This is a genomic window from Frankia sp. AgPm24 (genome assembly GCF_023243055.1).
In the GTDB taxonomy this organism is placed as follows: Bacteria; Actinomycetota; Actinomycetes; order Frankiales; family Frankiaceae; genus Frankia; species Frankia umida.
This window is the reverse complement of sequence record NZ_JALKFW010000189.1, coordinates 17,241-35,442: the sequence shown is the minus strand read 5'-3', so window position 1 is coordinate 35,442 and position 18,202 is coordinate 17,241. Positions and strand designations below refer to the sequence as shown.

Below are 18,202 nucleotides of genomic sequence, written 5' to 3'. Positions count from 1 at the left end.
CCGGACGATCACCGCGGAGTTCAGGGCCGCCGAAACGGCCGAGACTCGCGGAGGTGGGCGTCCCGATCGGTGGGAACCGGCTCAGAACAGGAAGTAGCGCTGGGCCATCGGGAGCTCGGTGGCGGGGTCGGCGTCCACAGGGTCACCGTCGATGCGGACGGTGAAGGTGTCCGGGTCGACGCGGATATCGGGGGTGGCGGTGTTCTCGGGCAGGTCGGCCTTGCCGCGGCGGCGGACGTCGGCGACCGCGACGACCGGGGTGGCCAGACCCAGCCGTTCGGCCAGGCCGTCCTCGACGGCGGCGGGGGCGACGAACGTCAGCGAGGTCGAGGCCGCCGGGCCACGCGCGGCTCCCCACATCGGGCGGGGCAACACCGGCTGCGGGGTGGGGATGGAGGCGTTGGCGTCACCCATCGCGGCCCAGGCGATCAGGCCACCCTTGAGCACGACCGACGGACGGACACCGAAGAACGCCGGGTCGTAGAGGACCAGATCGGCGAGTTTGCCGGGTTCGACCGAGCCGACGTGGGCGTCCAGACCGTGGGCGACCGCGGGGCAGATCGTGTACTTGGCGACGTAGCGGCGGGCCCGGGCGTTGTCCGCCGCGCCGTCACCGGGCAGGGCGCCGCGGCGGCGCTTCATCACATGGGCGGTCTGCCAGGTGCGCAGGACCACCTCGCCGATGCGGCCCATCGCCTGCGAGTCGGAGCCGATCATCGAGATGGCGCCGAGGTCGTGCAGGACGTCCTCGGCGGCGATCGTGGACGGACGGATGCGGCTCTCGGCGAAGGCCAGGTCCTCGGCGACGGCCGGGTTCAGGTGATGGCAGACCATCAGCATGTCGAGATGTTCGTCAAGGGTGTTGACGGTGTGCGGGCGGGTCGGGTTCGTCGAGCTCGGCAGCACGTTGCCGGCCGCGGCCACGGTGATGATGTCGGGCGCGTGCCCGCCGCCGGCACCCTCGGTGTGGTAGGCGTGGATGGCTCGTCCGGCGATGGCGGCGAGGGTGTCCTCGACGAAACCGGCCTCGTTGAGCGTGTCCGAGTGCAGCGCGACCTGCACACCGGCGGCGTCGGCCACCCGCAGGCAGGCGTCGATCGCGGCCGGGGTGGTGCCCCAGTCCTCGTGCAGCTTGAAGCCGGCCGCACCGGCCCGCAGCTGCTCCCACAACGAGTCCGGGTTGACCGTGTTGCCCTTGCCCAGCAGGACGATGTTGACCGGGTAGTCGTCCATCGCCGACAGCATCCGGGCGAGGTTCCACGAGCCGGGCGTCACGGTCGTCGCCTTCGTGCCCTCCGCCGGCCCGGTGCCGCCACCGATGAGCGTGGTGATGCCGGCGCCGAGTGCCTCGGGGATCTGCTGCGGGCAGATCAGGTGGACGTGGCAGTCGACCGCGCCCGCGGTGAGGATCTTCCCGTTCCCGGCGATGATCTCGGTGCCGGGGCCGATGACGAGATCCGGGTGGACGCCGTCCATCGTGTCGGGGTTGCCGGCCTTGCCGAGAGCGACGATCCGCCCGTCGCGCACACCGACGTCGGCCTTGACCACCCCCCAGTGGTCGAGCACGACCGCACCGGTGATGACCAGGTCGGGGGCGCCCTGGGCGCGGGTGGCCAGCGCCTGGCCCATCGACTCGCGGATCACCTTGCCGCCGCCGAACACCGCCTCGTCGCCGGTGCCGGCGAGCTCGGGGCCGCGGCTGCGGTCCTCGGTGACCTCGATGAACAGGTCGGTGTCGGCGAGTCGAATCCGGTCCCCGACCGTCGGCCCGTACAGCGATGCGTAACGGGCCCGGTCCAGTCGGCTCACGCGCGCTCCCGCGACTCGTCGATGCGGCTGCCAGGGCTACCAGGGCTACCAGGGCTACCAGGGCTGTCGGGGTCCTCTGGACGGCGGTCCAGGGGGCCGGCGGATTCCAGGCGCAGGCCCGGCACGATGCGGGCGCCGGCGAGCGGGACGAGATCGACCTCGCGTTCGACACCAGGTTCGAAACGGACGGCGGTGCCGGCGGGGACGGCCAGGCGATGACCCCAGGCGGCCGTCCGGTCGAAGTGCAGCGCCGGATTGGCGGCGGCGAAGTGGTAGTGCGAGCCGACCTGTACCGGCCGGTCGCCGGTGTTGCGCACGACCACGGTCAGCACCGGGCGTCCCGGGTTGGTCTCGATGCTCCCGGCGCCGGCCACGATCTCGCCGGGAACCATGCGTTCGCCGGTGTTCGTGGGCTCGCCGGTGTTCGTGGGCTCGGTGGCGCTCATGGGATCGGCTGGTGGACGGTGACGAGCTTGGTGCCGTCCGGGAAGGTCGCCTCGACCTGGACCTCGGCGAGCATCTCCGGCACCCCCTCCATCACGTCCTCGCGGGTCAGCACGGTACGCCCGGCGTGCATCAGATCGGCGACGCTGCGTCCGTCGCGGGCACCCTCGAGCAGGTACGAGGTGATGAGGGCGGTGGCCTCGGGATGGTTGAGACGTAGCCCGCGGGCACGTCGCTCCCGGGCGAGTCCGGCCGCGACATGGATGAGCAGCCGTTCCTGTTCATGGGGGCTCAGCAGCACGAAGGCGAAGCCTAGCAGTCGCCGGCCGCGGGCCGGCCAGGTTTCATCCGTGTTTCGTTCAGTGGTATTGCCGGGGGTCCCGGCGGACAGTGGACGGGTGGCCGGCGAGAATGGAGTTACTGGTAATTCACACGGGTGCGACTCGATCGATACTCCTCCTTTCTAACGTCCGGAGGATCGCCCACCGGTCCGGTGAGCCGGACGACGTCGGGAGTGTGGTGACAACAGGTCCGGATCGCGTCGGCGCGGGGGCCGGTTCGTGCGTGCGGCCGACTGTCCGGCGCTCGTGGCCGTGGCCGGCGTCGGACCGGGCGGACAGGCCCGGCCCGCCCTCCACCGCGAGGCTGTCTCCCGAGCCCGATCCGCGCCCGCCGGTCACCGACCCGGTGGACGGCCGGTTCTCGTTTGTGACGAACGAACCGAACGTGTTGTGGGTAAAAAGCTTCGACGTCACCACCTTTCTGCACGCCGACGCCAGTTGTCCGCGGGCGTCCGGGACATTCATGGCCGGCGGGGTGTGGGTGCCCGCCATGGTGGTGAGCGTGGCCGGCTTTCTCGAGGCGATCGTCCCCGTCCGGTACGAACCGAACCCGGCGGGAGGTCGCACCGGACGCTGATCGATCCGTTCGACCTACCTGGACCGTGGTGACCCTGATCCTTGTGACCCTGATCGTTATGACTCTGATCGTTGTGGCCCTGATCGTGACAGCAACCATTGTTGTGGCCCCCGTAGTGAGGGACGGCATGTGAACGTCGTACGCACCAGCCGCGGACCCCGGCTGATGTCGACACCCCCGCACGCCCCGGCGCGTACCCAGACGCCAGCCGTGATGCCCGGTGCCGATCGGGAGGATCCTCCCGCCCGGCCCGGGGGGCCGCCGATCAGATCGGCGCCGCCGTCCACCGTCAACGTGCAACGACATGTCGCGTCGCCGGCCCAGATCGCGCGGCTGCGCCGGGTGGCCGCCGGGGAGGAGGAGGCCGACCTGGTCGTGCGCGGCGGCCTCGTCATGGTCGCGCACGACCAGAGCGTCCCCGACCAGAGCGTGCTCGAACGGGACATCCTCATCGTCGGTCGGCACATCGCCGCGGTGACCAGGCCGGGGGCCCTCGGCGGGCGGCGTTCCCTGGACGCCGAGGGCCGGTACGTCCTGCCCGCCTACGTCGACGCGGGCCTGCGGATCGAGGACACGCTGCTGAGCCCGGGCGAACTCGCCCGCCTGCTGGTGCCGCGCGGCACGGGCACCCTGCTCATCGACCCGACGGCGCTGGTCGCCTTCGGCGGGCCGGCCGGTGCGCGGTTCGCGACCGAGTCGACGACGCCACTGCGGGTGCTGGCCCGAACGGGCCAGGTCGCACCGCCCACCTCCGGCGATCCCCGGACGGTCACCGAACTCGCAGCCCGCGGCCACCTCGACCACGACGTCCACCACGCCGTCGCCCGCGGCGCCACCCCGTGGGAGGCGATCCGGCAGGTCACCCTGCGACCCGCCCGCCGGCACGCCGTCGATCACATCCTGGGTTCGCTCGCTCCCACCCGACTCGCTGACCTTCAGGTCGTCACCAACCTGGCCAGCCCCGCACCACCCGACGTCGTGGTCCTGGGCGGTCGCATCGCCGCCGAGGCCGGTCGGCCGCTGTTCGACAACCTTGACCCGGCGCCGACCTGGGCCATCGGGCGCATCCGGCTCCCGGAGACCCTGTACGCCGGTTCCTTCCCCTGTCCTGCGCCGGACCCGGCCGGGTCCGCGGCGGTGAGCATCGAGTCCGGTGGTTCGGGTTCGTCGTCCCGCCCTGGGCTGCGGATCGTCCGGCTGGCGCCGACCGCACGCGGTGGACGTCCCGTCGCCGACCCGTCCCGTGATCTGCAGAAGGTCGCCGTCATCGGCGGCCCGCCGGAGGCGGTCACCGTCGATGTGGGGCTGGTCCGCGGCTGTGGGCTGGTCCGTGGCGCGCTCGGGTTCACCACGGCGCAGGCACCCGGGCAGCTGATCGTCATCGGTACCAGCGACGATGACCTGCTCACCGCGGCGCGGGCGGTGGAGGGCATGGGCGGCGGGTTCGTCGTGGTCGATCAGGGCTGGGTGCGGGCGGCCTGCCCGCTGCCGGTGCTTGGTCTGATGAGCGAGGCGCCCTGGGAGGCCGTGCTCGGGGAACTGGCCGCCGTCGACGCCGCCGCCGCCGATCTGGGTTGCCGTTTCGCGCAGCCGCTACGAACCCTGGCTGGCTTCGGCTGCCTGCTGCACACCCATCCCTGACCCCTGGCCGGACGTGAGCTGGGCGCGGACGTGGAGGGCACTGTCGTGCAGGTCCTGACGCAACCGTGTGCTGGCCTGCCAGGTACGCCCCGCGCCGTCAGCGTGGACGGTGACCAGGCCGGTGCGCAGCAGGCCGAACAGCTTCACGCGGGCCTGGGCGCGGTCGGTGGTGAGCAGCGCCGCCGCATCGGCGGTACGTAGCGCGCCGCGCTGCGTCACCGCGGTGAGCAGTTGCAGGTCGGCGCGGTCCAGCGGTTGACCGAGCCGGTCCCGCGCGACGACGAACCGGGCGAAGGCCAGGTCAGCGGGCCGTGCGGGCAGCTCCGCCACCACCCGCCGCTGGTCCGCGTGGTCGAACCGGGGGGCGGCGAGCCCGAGCCGCAGCTGGTCGGCGACGGCACGGCCGATGCCCGAACCGGTGCGCCGGGCGATCCCGGCCCGGCGGAAGGCGTCCACCAGCAGGGCGTTCGGGGCCTGGGGCAGGCCGGCCAGCGCCGCCCCGGGACGGGCCGTGACTCTCGGATCCACCGGATTGGCGATCGTGATGGTGGCGTCCTGCCAACGGACGTGCACCACGCCGGGTACCGCGTAGTCCCGATGGGTGAGGGAGTTGGCCAGCAGTTCCCGAAGCGCCGCCTGCGACCAGTCCGGCACACCCACCCGGACCAGTTCGAACCGGATGACCCGGCCGCCGTGTCCCGCCGCAGGGGCGTCCGGCGGACAGATGCCCTAAGCTCGCCCTTCAACCGGGCGAGTGAGGGATCAGGGTCATCGAGCAACGCACGGGTACCGACGAACGCGACGATGGTGAGGCCTTCCTCGCCGCGTGGCGGGAGTTGCTGCGCGCGGTGCAGCGAGCCCGTGGTCGAGCCACCCAACGCCAGGACAGCAGCGGTCTGTCGATCGCGCAGTACATCATCATGGCTCCGCTGCGCGGCGGTTCGCAGACCATGTCGGACCTCGCGATCAGCGCCGGTGTGAGTGGCCCGACGGCCACCCGCGCGGTGACGAACCTGGTCGGTTCGGGCCTGGTCGAGCGGGTTCCCTCCGGTCATGACCGGCGTCAGGTGGCGGTCCACCTGACACCCGCCGGCGAGCAGGCCCTCGCGCTCAAGGAGCAGGCGGTGCGCGCCTCCGAGGGTCAGTTCATCGCCAGTCTCACCCCGCAACAGCACGAGGAGGGCGCGATCCTGCTGGAGCGGATCGCCGAGCTGCTGGACGAGATCTCCACCTCCTGGTAGCCACCGAACTCCGGGTAGTCACCGAACTGCCTGCTGTCAGGTCGGGGTGGCCGCGGTATCGCCGCCCGGGCCGTCCACACCGGCCCGGGAGACCAGAGCCGCGAGTGTGCGGCGCAGTGCCACCCCGGCCGCGTCCGCCCGGATACTGACCTCCTCCGGCACCGAGGCCCGCACGGACACGGAGCCTGGGTCGGAGCTGGGGTGGGAGTCGGGGTCGGGCAGCGGCAGGCCCTCGAGGTCGAAACGTTCCTGCAGGGCGAGATCCTCGTCGAGCACCGCCTGCTCGAACGCGACGGCCTGGGCCATCCGGTCGGGGTCGGCGCCGAGGTCGTCCCGCAGCAGCAGGGTGTAGATCCGGGTGGCGCGCTCACCCTGCGGTTGCAGGCAGAACAGGATGGTGCTGGTCGTCGCGGCGTCGGGATACTCCAGGCGCAGCCGCAGCATGAACGGTGGCTGGTAGGCGTAGGTCGACCAGCGTCGCTGCACCAGCGGGTGCTCCCCGGTGGCCACCAGGGGATCCTCCGGATTGGCCACGTCCTGCTCCAGACGGACCAGGAAGCCCGCGCCGTCCGGCGCCACCCGGTAGGGGGCGACGAGGGTGTCCTCGCCGGCGCCGATCGTCGCGGCGTGCACGAACGGGAAGTGCGCGGTGTCGAGGAAGTTGTCGGCGAGCAGGCCGGCGCAGGCGCTGCTGTGCGCGGGGGGCAGCCACATCACGTCGAAGCCGGGCCGCGCCGCGTCGGGCAGGTCGATCAGGTCGGCCACCGGCGGCGCCGGGGCGATCCAGAGCAGACCGTGGCGCTCAGCCACCCCCCAGGCCGGGGTGGCCCTGGCCCGTCTGGGCGGTGGAACCCCGGGGCCGAGCGCCGGGATGGACGTGCACACCCCGTCCGGGCCGAACCGCCAGCCGTGGTAGCCACAGCGCAGCTCGCCGTCCTCGACCTGGCCGGCGGACAGTGGTGCGAACCGATGTGGGCACCGGTCGGTGAACGCCGTGAGCGCACCGCCCAACCGGACCACCACCCAGGCCTCGCCGAGCAGCAGCACCCGCAGCGGAGCGTCACCGAGTTCGGTCGCCAGAGCCACCGGATGCCAGCCGTGCCGCAGCGCCGGCTCGGTGTTACGAAGCAGCCATGCCATGATCACCTCGCGCTCGCCCGGTGCGGCGCTCGAGCCCACGCGGCGTCCGAGTCGCCGAACATCACTGTAACGTCGCGCCGCTAGGGTCGGCTGCCATGGGCTGGTCCACCTCTCCCACCAGCACGTCTCCCACCGGCACGTCGGTCGACCTGCCGGAGCGGGCGCAGGTGCTGCGCTCACACCGGGTGGTGCTGCCGGACGGCGAACGGCCCGCGGCGGTGCACGTCGTGGCCGGCCGGATCGCCGCGATCACCGGGTTCGACGAGGTACCCGCGGACGTGCTGGTCACCGACCTCGGCCCGTGGGCGCTGCTGCCCGGCGTGGTCGACAGCCATGTGCACGTCAACGAGCCCGGCCGGACCGAATGGGAGGGCTTCGCCACCGCGACCCGGGCCGCGGCCGCCGGCGGGGTCACCACGATCATCGACATGCCGCTGAACGCGATCCCGCCGACGACCTCGCTCGCGGCGCTCGAGACCAAGCGGGCGGTGGCGGCCGGTCAGATCGCGGTGGACGTCGGCTTCTGGGGCGGCATCATCGGCGCCGACACCCGCAGCCTGCGTGACCTGGCCGCGCTGCACGACGCCGGCGTGTTCGGTTTCAAGGCGTTCCTGGCCCCCTCGGGGGTGGAGGAGTTCCCGCACGTGTCCATGGACGTGCTCGCGGCCGCCACCCGCCACACCGCCCGGATGGGTGCCCTCACCGTGGTGCACGCCGAGGCACCGGCGGTGCTCGAGGCGGCGCCGCCGGTGGTGGGCCGGGCGTTCGCGAGCTGGCTCGCCTCCCGTCCCCCCGCCGCCGAGCGGCAGGCGGTGGCGGGCCTGGCCGCGCTGTCCGCGGCGACCGGCGCCCGACTGCACGTGCTGCACCTGTCCGCCGCCGACGCGCTGGACGACCTGCTCGCCGCCCGGGCGGAGGGGTTGGCGTTCACCGCCGAGACCTGCCCGCACTACCTGACCTTCACGGCCGAGGAGGTCCCCGACGGGGCCACCGTCTTCAAGTGCGCACCCCCCATTCGGGGGCGGGCGAACCTGGACCGGATGTGGGATGCGTTGGCCGAGGGGCTGCTCGCCGGCGTCGTCAGCGATCATTCCCCGTCGACCCCCGAGGTCAAGCGGATCGACACCGGCGACTTCGCCGCCGCCTGGGGCGGCATCGCATCCGTGCAGCTCGGGCTGTCCGCGGTCTGGACGCAGGCGCGCATCCGCGGGCACAGCCTCGCCGATGTGGTCGCCTGGATGTGCGCGGGACCCGCCGATCTCGCCGGTCTGCCGACCAAGGGACGCCTCGTGGTGGGTGCCGACGCGGACCTCGTGGTCCTCGACCCGGACGGGTCCTACCTGGTGGAGCCCAGCATGCTGCGTCACCGTCACCCGCTGACCCCCTACGCTGGTCGTAGCCTGGACGGACTGGTCCGGGCGACCTACCTGCGGGGGGTGCGCGCCGACGGCGATCGCCCGCCGCGGGGGCGTCTGCTGGCACGGTGACGGCCCCGGTCGACCCGGAAAGAGGGAATCTGATGAGTGACGAGCCCGACCTGACCAACCTCATCGATCTGGCCGCGTCCCGTTTCGGCGGTACGGTCGTCGCCGTCAACGACGAGTTCTTCGCGTTCGCCGAGCGGATGCTGCTGTCCGAGCCACCGACCGTGCGTCCGGGTGTGTTCACCGAACGCGGCCAGTGGACCGACGGCTGGGAGACCCGCCGCCGCCGTGACCTGCCCGGAGCCGACTGGGCCGTGGTCCGTCTCGGCGCCCCGGGTATCGCCCGGGCGATCACCGTCGACACCACCCACTTCACCGGCAACGCCCCCGAGGCGGTCGAGATCCACGGGGCGACGCTCGCCGGCTACCCGTCCGCCGCCGAGGCCGCCGACCCCGCGGTGGAGTGGGTCGAACTGGTGGGTCACACCCCCATCGCCGCGGACGCGGTGAACGTGCTGCCCGTGGCCGAGCCGGGCCAGACCCGCATCACCCATCTGCGCCTGACGATCCACCCCGACGGCGGCGTCGCCCGGCTGCGGGTGCATGGCACGGTCGTGCCGGATCCCCGCCTGTTCGACCGGGTCACCTCCGACCTCGCCGCCGCCTATCTGGGCGGGGTCGTCGTCGCCGCCAGCGACATGCACTACGGCGGACGGCACAACCTCAACGCCTCCGGCGACGCCCGCGCCATGGGCGAAGGCTGGGAGACCCGCCGCCGCCGCGGTACGGGGCACGACTGGGCCACGGTTCGCCTGGCCACCCAGGGCCAGATCGTGCGGGCCGAGGTCGACACCCGCCACTTCCGCGGCAACGCCCCCCGTGCTGTCGAACTGTGGGCCGCCGACTGCCCCGACCTGATCGACCCGGATGACGTCGACGCCGTCACCGGCTGGTTCCCGTTGCTGCCGCGTACCCGCGTCCAGCCCAACACCCGCCACCTGTTCGACCTGGAGGTGCCCGTCCAGGCCACCCATGTGCGCCTGGACGCCATCCCCGACGGCGGCCTGGCCCGGCTGCGCCTGACCGGTGCCCCGACCCTGGTCGGCCGGGAGGCGCTGGCGATGCGCTGGTTCGACGCGCTGTCCCCGGACGCCGCGCGCGAGGAGCTGCTGGCCTGCTGCGGTTCGGAGGACTGGGCCGAGGCGGTGGTGGCCCGCCGTCCGTTCGGCACGCTCGCGGCGCTGCTGCCCGCCGCCGAGCAGGAGTGGTGGCAGGTGCCCGAACCGGCCTGGTTCGAGGCGTTCACCGCGCACCCCCGGATCGGGGAGCGCCCGGCCCGCACCCCGGCGCCGCCGACGACCGCCCGGGCCTCCATCGTCTCCCTCGACGCCCCCCGTCGGGAGCAGGCGGCGATGGACGAGGCGTCCGAGGAGACCAAGGCCGCGTTCGCCGCCGGCAACGCCGCCTACGAGGAGCGTTTCGGCTATGTCTTCCTGGTCCGTGCGGCCGGCCGCACCGCGCCGGAGATGCTGGACCTGCTCCAGCAGCGGATGACCCACGACGCCGCCGAGGAGCTGCGTGTCGCCGCCGGCCAGCAGGCGGAGATCACCGCGCTGCGCATCCGCCACCTGATCACCGGGGCGTGACGGGATGGGCCTGTCCACCCATGTGCTGGACACGGCCCTCGGTCAGCCCGCGGCCGAGGTCCGTGTGCGGCTCGAACGCGGTGAACCCACCGCCGGCTGGACCCTGCTCGCCGAGGCCGTCACCGACCCCGACGGCCGGATCACCGGCCTGCCCCTGACCGCACCCGGACGCTTTCGGCTGGTGTTCGACACCAGCGCCCGTTCGGCGTTCTTCCCCGAGGTCACGATCGCCTTCGAGGTCAGCGACCCCGCCGACCCGCACCATGTCCCGCTGCTGCTGGCCCCCTTCGGCTACTCGACCTACCTGGGCAGCTGACCGCGGCGGTTCGCGCTCCGACGGTTCGCGCTCCGGCGGTTCATGTCGCTGGCGGTTCGGTCTCTGGCGGTTCGGTCTGTGGCGGTTCAGTCCGTGGCGGTGAACTCGGGCTGGTCGAGCAGGCGTAGCCAGGTGCCGTCCGGCTGCCGGCGCACGACCTGCGCGCGGGCGCCGGCGCCGTCGCGGGGTGCGGTGGACGTCAGCGCGATGTCCCCGCTGACCAGGGTGGGCAGCGGCTCCTCCGGCTCGAAACGGGGTGCGTGCGTGAGCACCCGCTCCCACAGGGCACGGATGGCGTCGCGGCCCACCGTCCGCCCGCCCGGCGGGTAGGCCATCACCGCGTCCGGCTCGTAGAGCTCGGCGATGCCGGCGGCGTCCCCGGCGTTGGCCCGTTCGACGAACAGCCTGGTCAGATCCTCCGGCACACGGGCACGTTCCCGGGCGGTCGACAGGTTCGGATGCGAGGTCAAGGGATTCCTCCTTGGTGCTTCCCGCTGGCTTGGTGCTTCCCGCCGGCTTCCTGCTGCGCTCGGCTCCACGTCCACACTGCGTCGGACGGAATCAGAAGTCCAACAGCTGGATCTGATGAGAACTAGAATCAGCGCTTATGGAGCTGCGCCAGTTGGAGTACTTCGTCGCGGTCGCCGAGGAGGCGAACTTCACCCGGGCGGCCGAGCGGGTGCACATCAGCCAGTCGGGGGTCAGCGCGCAGATCCGCGCGTTGGAGCACGAGCTCGGCGCCGCCCTGCTCGACCGCACGGGTCGCGCCGCCACCCTCACCACCGCCGGCGTGGCCGCCCTCGAGCATGCCCGGCAGGCCCTGGCCGCCGTCGCCGCGGTGCGCGGTGCCGTGGACGAGGTGCGCGGGCTCGTCCGGGGCCGCCTGAACGTCGGCATGGTCGCGTCCTGCCTGGTCCAGCCCTGGTTCGAGGCGCTCGCGGCCTTCCACGAGGCCCACCCCGGCATCGAGCTGAGCGTCGTCGAGGACGCCTCCGACCGGCTGATCGGACAGGTCCGCGCCGGCACCCTCGAACTGGCGCTGGTCGGCACCGCCGCGGACGACGCCGCCCGAGACCCACGGATGCTGCCCGTGCTCAGCGAACCGCTGGTCGCGGCGGTCGCCCCCGACCATCCGCTGGCCGCGCGGCCCAGTGTCACCCTCGCCGAGCTCACCGCCCACCCGCTGGCCTGCCTGCCGCCCGGCACCGGCGTGCGCACCGTGTTCGAACGCTGCTGTGCCGCGGCGGGCGTCCGGCCGCGTTTCGCCGTGCAGGCGGCCGCGCCGGCGGCCGTCGCGGATCTGGCCGCCCGCGGCCTCGGCGTCGCGATCCTGTCCACGTCCATGGTCGACGGTCGCGCGGACAGCCTGCGCGCCCTGCCCATCGAGGACGCCCCGGTCCGCGCGCTGCTCGCCCTCACCTGGACCGCCACCCCCAGCCCCGCCCTGCACGCCCTGCTGCGCCACTGCCGCCACACCTTCGCCCTGGACGATCAGGCGGGTCTGGCCGGGCGGCGCACCGGCAGCTCGACGGCCGGATGAGCTGGCCCGATCAGTCGGGGACGCGGCCCGAACCGAACCGTGTCATCAGGTCGGCGACGGCCTCGGCGGGCGGTGCGGTGGCCTCGCCTTCGCCCTCGTCCCGCAGGCCGGCGAGGACACCGTCGCGGTCGGCGGGGGAACGGTTCTGGCTGAGTTTCGCCTGCGCGACGATCGACTGGACGGCCATCTCGACGCCGACGATGGCCCGCAGCTGGCCGGTGACGAACTCCGCGGGGGCGTCGTCCACCGACCAGGGCCGCGGGCGGTGCCGCTCGTGCCGGTCGGTGAGACGGGTGACGACGTCATGCAGCCAGGCGGACTCGTGGTGGAACACGACCGGGCCGGTGAAGTGGACGGACAGGTGGTTCCAGGTCGGCACGACCCGGCCGTGCTCGGCCTTGGTGGCATACCAGGACGGTGAGACGTACGCCTGCGGCCCGCGCAGGATGGCGAGCGCCGCGACACCCGGTTCGCTCCCGCGCCACTGCCCGTTGGCGCGCGCGATATGCCCGAGCAGCCGCCCGTGCGGCGCCCCGCGACCCTCGGCCGCCCCACCGGCTGGATCCGCGTCGCCGGAGCGGGTGAGCGTGGGGTCGGTCTGGCCGGGGGTGCGGTCCCAGATCACGGGGACGAGGGTGGCGGCCAGACCCGTGCCGTCGAAGGTGACCAGGTCGACGGCACCGATCCGCTCGACCAGCTCGGCGACCTGGTCGAACTCGGTCAGCTCGAACGGGCGCGGCACGTACACGGCTGTGATCATACGACGGCGGTCGCGCGCGACCACCCCGTCACCGGTGTGGCTCGGCTACCGGTGTGGTTCGGTCACCGGTGTGGTTCGGCCAGCGGCCAACCGCCGGCGGCCAGGCGGGCGCTGACCCGGGCGATGTCCTGGTCGCGGGCGGCGCCGTTGGTGAGTTCGGAGATCGCGGTGCGGACCGCGTGCACCGAGGCGGAGTCGTCCGCCTCGGCCAGGGTCGTGGCGAGCTCGTCCACCTCGTCGGCGGTGAGCTTGCGGCGCAGCAACGCGAACAGCGGCAGATAGTCGTGGTCGGGAACGCCCTCGGGATAGCCGGCGCGCAGCCAGCCGACGATCGAGGCCAGGAACGGGGGTAGCGCCCTGCTGCTCATGGTGATGATGGTCCTGTCTGAGGTTTCGGCGGCTTCAGGTTCCGGCGACGACGGAGTAGATGCCCCAGCCGATCCCGGCGAGCACGATCGCGAAGCACAGGGCCCCGGCGGCGATCCCCGCCGGATTCGACCCGAGGATCCGGTCGTCGGCGCCGCTCGTGGTGGCGGTGCTGCCCCGGCCGGGGAGACTGATGGCACGCAGGCCGACGGCGAACAGCGCGGGCAGGCCGGCGCCGGCCAGCAGGCCGAGGACGACGATCTTCCACAGGGCGTCAAGGTCGATCCAGGAGTTCACGGCCAGCCCCTCCTCTCGTGATGGCGCGGCCTCAGGCGGCGATGCGCTCGTGGGTCTCGGCCGGGACCAGAGCGCCGTCCCATTCCGCGTTCACGTTGTGGTGGCTGACCGGGGTCTTGCGGGCCTGCCAGTACAGGACGCCGGAGGCGATCACCAGCACCGCGAAGACGACGACGATTCCGGCCGTCCCGCCGATGCCCTGGGCGATGCCGTAGCAGGCGGCGCCGACCAGCCCGGAGGCGGGTAGGGTGAGCAGCCAGGCGGTGGCCATCCGGCCGGCGACGTTCCAGCGCACCTCGGCGCCGCGCCGACCGAGACCGGTGCCAAGGATCGAGCCGGTGGCGACGTGCGTGGTCGACAGCGAGTACCCGAAGTGGCTGGACAGCAGGATCGTCGCGGCCGAGGACGACTCGGCCGCCATGCCCTGCGGTGAGTCGATCTCGACCAGGCCCTTGCCCAGGGTCCGGATGACCCGCCAACCGCCCAGGTAGGTGCCGGCGCTGATGGCGATCGCACAGCTGACGATGACCCAGGTCGGGGCCTGCGCACCGGCGTTGAGGGTGCCGTTGGCGATGAGCGCCAGGGTGATGACGCCCATGGTCTTCTGCGCGTCGTTCGTGCCGTGGGCGAGGGACACCAGCGAGGCGGAGCCGATCTGCCCGATGCGGAAGCCGTGGTTGCGGGTGCCGTCCGGGACGCTGCGGCTCAGCCGGTAGATCAGATAGGTGCCGGCGGTGGCGATAAGCGCGGCGATAACGGGCGACAGACCGGCCGGAATAATGACCTTCGAGACAACTCCGTGCCATTTGACGCCGTCGCTGCCGGCGGCGGCGATGGTCGAGCCGATCACCCCACCGATAAGCGCGTGGGAGGAACTGGACGGAATTCCGAAGAACCAGGTGAGCAGATTCCAGGTGATTCCGCCGACCAGGCCGGCAAAGACGACGGTGAGCGTCACGTCGCCGGTGTTGACCAGGCCACTCGCGATCGTGGCGGCCACGCTCAGCGACAGGAACGCGCCGACGAGATTCAGCGCCCCGGACAGGGCGACGGCCACCTTGGGTGGTAGTGCTCCGGTCGCGATCGATGTTGCCATCGCGTTGCCGGTGTCGTGGAAGCCATTTGTGAAGTCGAATGCCAGTGCGGTCACGACCACCAGGGCCAGTACGCCGTCGTTCACATCGACTGTTGTAACGGCATGGCCGGCGGATGTCGACCCGTCCGATGCTGTGTGTTTTCCGGGCGACGGTTTTGTCGTGCATCCTTTGCCTGACGTTCACTGCCTGCACCGGAGTCGTTCGGTTTGGAATCCGAAACGGCCTGGCGGTGGCCGACCGCGACCATCCGTGACCGATCGCGGGCGCCCTGGGCCAGGTGGCGTTGGGCACCGTCCGGCGTCCGGCGACGGTTGATTCGCCACCTTCGCGCTGGCAGGCTGAGCCCGGCATGGGGCCGATCACATGGGGCCGATCACGTGGGACGGGCCGATCACGTGGGACAGGGAGTGCTGGTCGATGACGCAACGGTTCGCCGGCCGGGTCGCCATGGTCACGGGAGCGTCGACGGGCATCGGTGCCGTCGTCGCGGGGCGTCTCGCCGAGGAGAGCGCCGCGGTGGTCGCCTGCGCCCGGTACGAACCGAAGGACCCCCTCCCCGCGGGGTGCATCGTCATGCTTTCCTCGCTGTCGGCGGTCATGGCCGTCGGTGAACACGAACTCACCCGCATGGGCGGCATCGTCGACGGTGGCGCGGTGGCGCGGTGGCCAAGCTGTAGTACCGCCCGGCCCAGGCCGGCCCTGCCGAGACGACCGAGGAGAATCGGCGATGCTCACCCCTTTCGACGACTACCCGATTCATTCGTCGGCCGATCCGATCGCCCATCCGGCCACCGGCGACCCCAACCACTACGACCGCTACTGGTTCAACGGCCATCAGAAGGACGGCCACTTCTACTTCGGTGCCGCGATGGGGCACTACCCGGTGCGGGGAGTCATCGACGCGGCGTTCAGCGTGGTGCTGGGGGGTGTCGAGCACTCCATCTTCGCGTCGGGAACGATGCCGCTCGACCGCTCCACCACGGTCGGTCCCATCCGGATCGAGGTCGTGGAACCGATGCGGACGATCCGCTACGTCGTGGCGCCGAACGAACAGGGCATCTCCTGTGACCTGACTTTTCGCGCGACCACCGTCGCCGTGGAGGAACCGCGCCAGCGGCGGATCTCGCCCGCCGGCATCCTCACCTCCGACCACACCCGGCTGACCCAGTGGGGCACCTGGGAGGGCACCGTCACCGTCGACGGCGAGCAGCTGCGCATCGATGCGGCGGACGTCTCCGGCACCCGCGACCGTTCCTGGGGAACCCGCCCGGTCGGCCAGCAGCTGACGATGAACATCCCGCGTCCGGAGTTGCAGATCTTCTGGTTGTGGGCGCCGCTGCACTTCGGTGACCGGTTCACGCATTTCGCCGTGCACGAGTACTCCGATGGCACCCGCTGGCTGGAGACGGCACTCGTGCTCGACCCCGTTCCCGGGAACGTGGCCCCCTGGCAGGGCACGCCGGCCGGCGGGGTCCGGGAGGGCCGCAACATCCGCCACCAGCTGGAGTTCGAGCCGGGCCGCCGCGAGATCAGACGGGCCGACCTGTGGTTCGACGACCCGGCCGAGGGTGAGGTGCACATCGAGCTGGAGAAGGTCCTGACCTTCCGGATGCGTGGCCTGGGCTACTGGCACCCGTACTGGACCCACGGTGCCAACCACGGTGAACTGGAGGTCGGCCGGGAGTCGATCGCCCTCGCCGATTTCGATCCCGTCGCCCGTACCTCACTGCACCTGCAGAATCTGGTGATCGCGAAAATGGGCGACCGCACCGGCATCGGGGTGCTCGAACAGATCCACCTCGGTCCGCACACCCCGACCGGACTGACCGGAACCGTGGACGGCTTCGGCAGCTGACCCCGACCGGCCGCGGCTAACCCACCAGCCGGAGCACCTGGTCGCGGCGTAGCCCGGCGGAGCCGAGCGCCGCGTCGTCGACAAGGCCGGCTTCCAACGCCCGCAGGACGTGTCCGGCGAGCGCCCGCCCGGTCGCCGGCTCGTCCGCGACGGCCCCGCCACCACCGTCACCATCGCCAGCCCCGCTGTCAGCGGCGTTCTCGTTCCCGGCGTGGGTGCGCTGGGTGGCGACGTACGCGCCGAGTCGGGCCAGGGTGTCGTCCAGTCCGCTGAGCAGGCAGCCGGCGACGGCGGCGTGCCGGCTCACCAGCTGCCCCGGATGCAGGTCCCAGCCCTGGTAGAGCCCGCGGTGCCAGGCACGGCGGACCAGATCGGCGTGCCGACGCCAGACCCGGTGCACGTCGGGGTCGACGGGCAGCAGGTTCGACGAGCCATCGGAGATGTCAATGCCGGTACCTGCCGCCACGAGCTGCATCATCGTCGTCGCGTACTCGACCGCCGGATGATCGCTGGCCTGGTCGGCACCACCGATTCCCAGCGCCGCGGAGTAGTCGTAGGTACCGACGTGCAGGCCGACGAGCCGGCTGGCCCGCCCCGTCACGCTCAGCGCCAGACCGGTCCGGACGAGCTCGGGCAGGGCCAGGACGGCGGCCGGGGTCTCCACCTGGATCTCGATGTCGACCGGCCCCGGCAACCCGAGCTGGTCGGTCAGCGCGGTGAGCACGTCGGCGAACACCCGTAGCTGCGCGGGTGCGCTCACCTTCGGCACGGTGATCACCAGACCCGGCGGTGGGCCGTCGTGCGCGCACAGGGCGGTCAGGAACAGGTCGAGGCTGCGCAGCCCCCGTGAGCGCACCGCGGGGTCCAGCGACTTCGGACGCAGACCGTAACGGGCCGGCAGCAGGCCGGCGGCGGCCGCGGCCCGCAGCGCCTCGGCCGCCCGCACCGCGTCGGCGTCCTCGGCGTCGTCGGCGCGCAGGCCGTAGCCGTCCTCGAGGTCGACCCGCAGGTCCTGCACCGGCTCGGTGGCGAGCACCCGCGTCACCTGGGCGTGGACCGCGGCGGCGATGGCCTCCGCCGGATCGCCACCGGTGGCGGCGGCGAGCGTGGCCGGGTCCGGCGCGTGCCGCGCCAGCAGCCGCTGGGCCCGCGCGCCCCAGATCGCCATGATGTCCGCCCGCATGTGGTCGGCTGGCAGGTAGCAGGTGTGCACCGGCTGCCGGCCGGCCCCGCCGGACGCCCCGGGATGGCGCGCGGCCAGCGCCGCGTCGACCGGTTCGAGAGCGGCGCTCAGCCGTGCGATCATCGCGGCCGGCAACGTCGTGCGCCTCATCCGACCGCGTCCCGCACGGCGATGCCGACCCGACGGTCTGCGTGGCCAGCGTGGCCTGGGTGGTCAGGGAGTGTGGTGAGGGCCGAGGCCGTCGCCGGCGCTGTGCACACCGATCGGGGGGGTCGATGCGCGGCGCCGACGACGGCGGTTCGGGAGGGCCCGTCCAAGGCCCCACGGGAGTGCGCTCCGGGCGTTCCGGCGCGGCACCCCCTTGCTTTGTACCAAATTTCCCTGCGGACGCACCTGATCGGTCTCAATTGCCGAGAGTGACCGATCGTGTTAACGCCTTCCGTGAACGAGAAACCACCCGATTGTACCCACAGGACGCTGACCTCGGCATCTCGATCGATCCAAGGGATGCCAGGCGCGTCGATG

Annotated in this window: 20 protein-coding genes; 8 read left to right on the top strand and 12 right to left on the bottom strand. The window is 72.4% G+C overall.

Annotated elements, in window-relative coordinates:
* Positions 1-81 precede the first annotated feature (81 nt).
* Genes MXD61_RS14885 through MXD61_RS14875 form a run of 3 tightly spaced genes read right to left on the bottom strand, consistent with a single transcriptional unit; the run spans position 82 to position 2,554 of the window.
* On the bottom strand, positions 82-1,809 hold the full coding sequence (locus MXD61_RS14885) for an urease subunit alpha (protein ID WP_248813745.1): 1,728 nt from the start codon (positions 1,807-1,809) through the stop codon (positions 82-84).
* Entirely contained in the window at positions 1,806-2,201 is a 396-nt protein-coding gene (locus tag MXD61_RS14880) for an urease subunit beta (protein WP_248813757.1), read from the bottom strand. Before MXD61_RS14880 ends, MXD61_RS14885 begins: the two co-directional genes overlap by 4 nt.
* A gap of 50 nt (positions 2,202-2,251) precedes the next feature.
* Positions 2,252-2,554, bottom strand: coding sequence for an urease subunit gamma (locus MXD61_RS14875; protein WP_248813744.1), 303 nt, complete (start codon positions 2,552-2,554; stop codon positions 2,252-2,254).
* A gap of 425 nt (positions 2,555-2,979) precedes the next feature.
* Here MXD61_RS14875 and MXD61_RS14870 point away from each other — a divergent pair, with 425 nt between their 5' ends.
* Complete coding sequence (locus tag MXD61_RS14870; protein ID WP_248813742.1) at positions 2,980-3,171, top strand: hypothetical protein; 192 nt, start codon at positions 2,980-2,982, stop codon at positions 3,169-3,171.
* A gap of 129 nt (positions 3,172-3,300) precedes the next feature.
* On the top strand, positions 3,301-4,812 hold the full coding sequence (locus MXD61_RS14865; RefSeq protein ID WP_248813740.1) for an adenine deaminase C-terminal domain-containing protein: 1,512 nt from the start codon (positions 3,301-3,303) through the stop codon (positions 4,810-4,812).
* Here MXD61_RS14865 and MXD61_RS14860 read toward each other — a convergent pair.
* The gene (locus MXD61_RS14860; protein WP_248813738.1) at positions 4,765-5,472 is read right to left on the bottom strand and encodes an ATP-binding protein; all 708 of its coding nucleotides are present in this window, start codon (positions 5,470-5,472) and stop codon (positions 4,765-4,767) included. The two genes, MXD61_RS14865 and MXD61_RS14860, sit on opposite strands and share 48 nt — an antisense overlap.
* Before the next feature lie 188 nt (positions 5,473-5,660).
* On the opposite strand from MXD61_RS14860, the gene MXD61_RS14855 reads away from it, so the two are divergent.
* On the top strand, positions 5,661-6,053 hold the full coding sequence (locus MXD61_RS14855; protein WP_248813736.1) for a MarR family winged helix-turn-helix transcriptional regulator: 393 nt from the start codon (positions 5,661-5,663) through the stop codon (positions 6,051-6,053).
* A gap of 36 nt (positions 6,054-6,089) precedes the next feature.
* Here MXD61_RS14855 and MXD61_RS14850 read toward each other — a convergent pair whose 3' ends face one another.
* Positions 6,090-7,193 carry an aromatic ring-hydroxylating dioxygenase subunit alpha gene (locus MXD61_RS14850; RefSeq protein WP_248813734.1) on the bottom strand — a complete coding sequence of 368 codons (1,104 nt, stop codon included), beginning with the start codon at positions 7,191-7,193 and terminating at the stop codon, positions 6,090-6,092.
* Positions 7,194-7,288: 95 nt separating this feature from the next.
* Here MXD61_RS14850 and allB point away from each other — a divergent pair, with 95 nt between their 5' ends.
* Genes allB through uraH form a run of 3 tightly spaced genes read left to right on the top strand, consistent with a single transcriptional unit; the run spans position 7,289 to position 10,579 of the window.
* Entirely contained in the window at positions 7,289-8,680 is a 1,392-nt protein-coding gene (gene allB / locus MXD61_RS14845) for an allantoinase AllB (RefSeq protein ID WP_248813733.1), read from the top strand.
* Between the two features lie 32 nt (positions 8,681-8,712).
* Positions 8,713-10,263, top strand: a complete 1,551-nt coding sequence (locus MXD61_RS14840; protein WP_248813732.1) for an allantoicase — start codon at positions 8,713-8,715, stop codon at positions 10,261-10,263.
* Positions 10,264-10,267: 4 nt separating this feature from the next.
* On the top strand, positions 10,268-10,579 hold the full coding sequence (uraH, locus tag MXD61_RS14835) for a hydroxyisourate hydrolase (protein ID WP_248813731.1): 312 nt from the start codon (positions 10,268-10,270) through the stop codon (positions 10,577-10,579).
* 86 nt (positions 10,580-10,665) lie between these two features.
* On the opposite strand, the gene MXD61_RS14830 is transcribed toward uraH, so the two are convergent.
* Positions 10,666-11,049, bottom strand: a complete 384-nt coding sequence (locus tag MXD61_RS14830; RefSeq protein ID WP_225437951.1) for a nuclear transport factor 2 family protein — start codon at positions 11,047-11,049, stop codon at positions 10,666-10,668.
* Between the two features lie 137 nt (positions 11,050-11,186).
* Between MXD61_RS14830 and MXD61_RS14825 the strand changes: the two genes are divergently transcribed.
* The gene (locus tag MXD61_RS14825; RefSeq protein WP_248813730.1) at positions 11,187-12,119 is read left to right on the top strand and encodes a LysR family transcriptional regulator; all 933 of its coding nucleotides are present in this window, start codon (positions 11,187-11,189) and stop codon (positions 12,117-12,119) included.
* A gap of 10 nt (positions 12,120-12,129) precedes the next feature.
* Here the strand turns inward: MXD61_RS14825 and MXD61_RS14820 are convergent, their stop codons facing one another.
* The 5 genes from MXD61_RS14820 to MXD61_RS28100 all read right to left on the bottom strand — a co-directional run bounded on the left by MXD61_RS14820 (position 12,130) and on the right by MXD61_RS28100 (position 15,268).
* On the bottom strand, positions 12,130-12,867 hold the full coding sequence (locus MXD61_RS14820) for an FMN-binding negative transcriptional regulator (protein WP_248813729.1): 738 nt from the start codon (positions 12,865-12,867) through the stop codon (positions 12,130-12,132).
* 74 nt (positions 12,868-12,941) lie between these two features.
* On the bottom strand, positions 12,942-13,247 hold the full coding sequence (locus MXD61_RS14815; protein WP_248813728.1) for a DUF3349 domain-containing protein: 306 nt from the start codon (positions 13,245-13,247) through the stop codon (positions 12,942-12,944).
* A 34-nt stretch (positions 13,248-13,281) separates the two neighbouring features.
* A complete protein-coding gene (locus MXD61_RS14810) occupies positions 13,282-13,542 on the bottom strand; it encodes a hypothetical protein (RefSeq protein WP_248813726.1) in 261 nt (86 codons plus the stop codon).
* A gap of 31 nt (positions 13,543-13,573) precedes the next feature.
* Positions 13,574-14,722 carry an inorganic phosphate transporter gene (locus MXD61_RS14805; RefSeq protein ID WP_248813724.1) on the bottom strand — a complete coding sequence of 383 codons (1,149 nt, stop codon included), beginning with the start codon at positions 14,720-14,722 and terminating at the stop codon, positions 13,574-13,576.
* A 276-nt stretch (positions 14,723-14,998) separates the two neighbouring features.
* Positions 14,999-15,268: a hypothetical protein gene (locus MXD61_RS28100; protein WP_285223270.1), complete on the bottom strand. Its 270-nt coding sequence runs from the start codon at positions 15,266-15,268 to the stop codon at positions 14,999-15,001.
* A gap of 98 nt (positions 15,269-15,366) precedes the next feature.
* On the opposite strand from MXD61_RS28100, the gene MXD61_RS14795 reads away from it, so the two are divergent.
* Positions 15,367-16,494 carry a hypothetical protein gene (locus MXD61_RS14795; RefSeq protein ID WP_248813722.1) on the top strand — a complete coding sequence of 376 codons (1,128 nt, stop codon included), beginning with the start codon at positions 15,367-15,369 and terminating at the stop codon, positions 16,492-16,494.
* 16 nt (positions 16,495-16,510) lie between these two features.
* Here MXD61_RS14795 and MXD61_RS14790 read toward each other — a convergent pair whose 3' ends face one another.
* Positions 16,511-17,827 (bottom strand): aldolase/citrate lyase family protein, encoded by a 1,317-nt coding sequence (locus tag MXD61_RS14790; protein WP_248813720.1) that lies wholly within the window; start codon positions 17,825-17,827, stop codon positions 16,511-16,513.
* Positions 17,828-18,202: the final 375 nt, after the last annotated feature.